Genomic DNA, 3,655 nt, shown 5'->3' with positions numbered 1-3,655 from the left:
ATAAGTGGATGAAAAGGTACGCGATACTATAGAGAATAATAATCTATAGAAGTACGAATAAAAAGTCGTACGATAATAGGATAGAAAACAGTAACTGCACTAAAATGTTTAAAGACAGTACTTACTGCATATCCGAATCTATCTATATTAATTGTTGTACCCACTAGTATCTTAAAAGATCAGTGGAAATCACAATTAGATAGCTGGGGCTTAGGTTTAAATGCAAATGTAGAGGTCATCAATACCGTAGTAAAGAGAAACGACTACAAAGTAGACATTCTAGCACTTGATGAGGTACACCGATACGCTGCGCCAGTATTTGAACGTGTATTTGAGGCTGTACAGTATAAATTTGTATTAGGACTAACAGCTACTTTTGATAGATTGGACGGAAAACATGAAATTATAGCTAAATATTGTCCCGTTGTTGATATAATTACTCCTGCTGAGGCTTTGGCAAACCAATGGGTTTCCGAATATAAGGAATACCTTGTATTAATTGATGTTGATAACATAGAAGAGTACCAAAAGTGGAATAAAGAGTTTCAGACTCACTTTGAATACTTTAATTTTGACTTCAACCTAGCCATGTCATTACTTGGTCCAACTGGCTTTATCAATAGAGCAAAGTTACGAGATCAAAGATGTCCTAATGGTACTGAAGCTGAAAGGAAAGAAGTATTCAAACAGATTACTTATCATGCAACTGCCTTTATGAGGTGTATTCAGCAGAGAAAAGCATTTGTTAATAATCATCCGAAAAAATTAGAACTTACTAGGAAGATAATAAATGCTAGACCATTCTCTAAAATAATTACTTTCTCCAATAATATTAAGATGGCTGAAGCTATTGGTATTGGAAAGGTATATAGCGGAAAAGACACTAAGAAGAAAGGAAGACTTACAATGGAAGAATTTGCGAATGGTGATTTCCAAGTGATAAATACCATTCAGAAATGCAATGAAGGCATGGATTTGAAAGGATTATCAGTGGCAGTTATACTAGGATTAGATTCTTCTAAGACTAAAGCTGTACAGAGGCTTGGGAGAATTATCCGCAAGGAAAATGATAAGGAAGCTGAAGCATTCAACTTAGTTATCAACGATACAATAGAAACTAAGTGGTTTGAGAATAGTCATGGAGGATCTAATTATATAACCATTGATGAAAAGGGCTTAGATGCTGTCCTAAATGGAGAAGAACCAAGTCCCTATGTAAAAAGACTAAAAGATTACCAATTTAGGTACTAATGTAATTATTAAATTTCCGAGAGGAAACTAAACTTTGCAGTTTATAGATTAATATTCAATATATATTAATTAATAAGCTGTTGAAAAATTTAACATTCACTTTGGAAGGAGAGCTTATGTTCTTAAAGAAGTATAAGTTATCTCCTAATGAACTAATGTTTATTCGTACCCTTTTAGTTATGCAAGATGATTCTAATGAGATTCCATTTAAAGATTGTATTGAAATGTTACATGATGCAGGAATCAATTTACGGGAACTCATTATATCTTTACAGGATAAGGGTATTATCTTAAAAAGTTTTAAAGTCCCTTCTGAAGGGCAAGCATTTGATCCTTATTCAATACCAGTAAATAAAACAGTAATTAAAGGACTATATAAGAGTTCTTTTGAAATAGGAAAGGAGTTATTTGAAGTATATCCTCAGTTTGGTAACATCAATGGATGCGTAGTGCCACTAAGAGGAGTCTCGAAGAAGTTTAATAGTCTAGAAGATTGCTATTTTAGATATGGCAAAGAGATAAGGTGGAATCCAGAATTGCATAGTGAGATAATAGAACTAGTTAAATGGGCAAATGATAATAACATATTAAATTGCAGTTTAGCTAGCTTCATTATCAATAATGGATGGAATGACTTAAAGGCTCTTAAAGAAGGTGACGGAAATATAAACTATGATGCAGTTAAGCTAATATGATAAAAGGCAAAGAAGCGTTCTATCAATTAGTTAATGAAGGACGAGAGGGACATAATGTAGGACTGCCTATAGGTTCTCCTAAGCTAGAAATGTATATGGATGGATACCTTCCAGGCACAAGCTATCTCATAGGAGGAGGTTCTGGAAGTGGTAATGAAATATTGCCGTCTATATGAGGAATCATATAGATTATCATTAACCAAAATCGGGGAAGACTGTGATGTTAATCCCGAGGTAATTACCGAAACTAAAGAGTCTGTAACACCGTACAGCGTAGAGACTGAACCTGCAAAAGCAGAATAAAATGTCTCCAAGAGTGGTTAATACCCCAACTGAAATAAGTGGGTAAACAGGTACGCGGAGCTATAATGAAAAGAAGTTATAGAAATTAGGATAAAAAGCCTAATGACAACAAAACTGAAGTCCACCTATACTATCTATGCTTTCATTTATAAGCCTTTAATGGCTTTTCTAGAGGGAGAATATACTGAGAGAGATCCTTATTACATTTTATTTAGCTTGGAGATGACACAACCACAGGTTTATGCTAAGCTGGTGTCAATGTACATATTCGAAAAGTATGGTATAGAGCTACGTTTCAAAGAGATTTTCTCTAGAGGTAAAGACTGCATACTATCAGATGATCATTATGATATTCTGAGGAAATGTGAATCTTTCTTAGATATTCTTGATCAACGGTTAATGTGCTTTGATGGTAGCTTAACAGAAGAAAAGTATGTAAAGGTTATAAACAGTATATTACCAAAATTCGGAAAATGGGAAGATGGACAATTCACTCCTCATAATCCGAATCAAGTCTTAGGAGTGTTAATAGATCACTGTTCTCTGATTAAAGCTACCAATGGAAGGAGCAAGAAGGAGGAAATGGATGCTATATCAAGAGATTCAGTATCCTATAGAAATACAACTAAGATAATCTCTCCCATTCATGTTAGTCAGTTTAATAGAAGTGCGGGTAGTGATGAAAGACTAAAACAATCAATGCAAGATCCTACTTCTAATGACTTTAAAGATTCTGGGTCGCTAAAAGATGCTGTCTAAAGTTGGTGACCTAAAACTCCGTTAAACAGGGAAAGTCCATATAGGATAATCCTGTGCTAAACCTTTAAGAAATTAAAGAAAATGCCGAACGACTAGAGGTGATGCTAAACAAGTGAAGTTGTAGCTATAAAATCCTCCATGAAAGCGGGGCACTACTCAAAGTAAGGTTCGAGAGAATATGAAATGAGCCAAAGATATAGTCTAGACTATAAAAATAAATAAAATTATAGAATCTAAGGATAAAGAGCCTTAGAGATATATGATACGATACGAAGACAGCCAAGTTGTTTTAGCTCTACATAGCCCTCATAAATTTAAACAGACAACATATAAGAGGTATAATATTAAAGAGTTAGAGCAAGTATTTCTAGCAATGTTTCTACTAAAGAGTAGATTCGGAACTTCAGATATACTGGTACCTCTGGGGTATTATGGCGATTGTTCTACATTTATAGAATTACCTCGTCCAGATAATATTGCAGATTATGAAAGATATAAAACTCCTTATTGGAGTAAGGAAAGTGCTGCAAAAGATGTAAGGAAAGAAGAAACAGATACAAGTTCAAGTGATAATTTTAAATTTACGTTGTAAATGGCAGAACTTATAGCTATAGTAGGCGAGTCGGGTAAATAAAGAAAAAATTTCG

General features: G+C 34.0%; 5 protein-coding genes and 1 pseudogene. All 6 read left to right on the top strand.

Going from position 1 to position 3,655, the window contains the following annotated elements; translation table 11 throughout:
• Positions 1 to 144: 144 nt before the first annotated feature.
• Positions 145 to 372 (top strand): annotated as a pseudogene (locus ACI3VO_RS14570) (DEAD/DEAH box helicase family protein); the annotation flags it as partial.
• Between the two features lie 12 nt (positions 373 to 384).
• Complete coding sequence (locus ACI3VO_RS14565) at positions 385 to 1,251, top strand: DEAD/DEAH box helicase (protein WP_439758611.1); 867 nt, start codon at positions 385 to 387, stop codon at positions 1,249 to 1,251.
• A 179-nt stretch (positions 1,252 to 1,430) separates the two neighbouring features.
• A complete protein-coding gene (locus tag ACI3VO_RS14560) occupies positions 1,431 to 1,946 on the top strand; it encodes a hypothetical protein (protein ID WP_439758610.1) in 516 nt (171 codons plus the stop codon).
• A complete protein-coding gene (locus tag ACI3VO_RS14555; protein WP_439758609.1) occupies positions 1,943 to 2,122 on the top strand; it encodes a hypothetical protein in 180 nt (59 codons plus the stop codon). Before ACI3VO_RS14560 ends, ACI3VO_RS14555 begins: the two co-directional genes overlap by 4 nt.
• A gap of 349 nt (positions 2,123 to 2,471) precedes the next feature.
• Positions 2,472 to 3,008: a hypothetical protein gene (locus ACI3VO_RS14550; RefSeq protein ID WP_439758608.1), complete on the top strand. Its 537-nt coding sequence runs from the start codon at positions 2,472 to 2,474 to the stop codon at positions 3,006 to 3,008.
• Positions 3,009 to 3,267: 259 nt separating this feature from the next.
• Entirely contained in the window at positions 3,268 to 3,600 is a 333-nt protein-coding gene (locus ACI3VO_RS14545; RefSeq protein WP_439758607.1) for a hypothetical protein, read from the top strand.
• Positions 3,601 to 3,655 lie beyond the last annotated feature (55 nt).

It is taken from the genome of Intestinibacter sp. (genome assembly GCF_051866655.1).
Classification (GTDB): Bacteria; Bacillota; Clostridia; order Peptostreptococcales; family Peptostreptococcaceae; genus Intestinibacter.
Note: the sequence above shows the minus strand (reverse complement) of the source record. Positions and strands in the feature narration are given on the sequence as shown.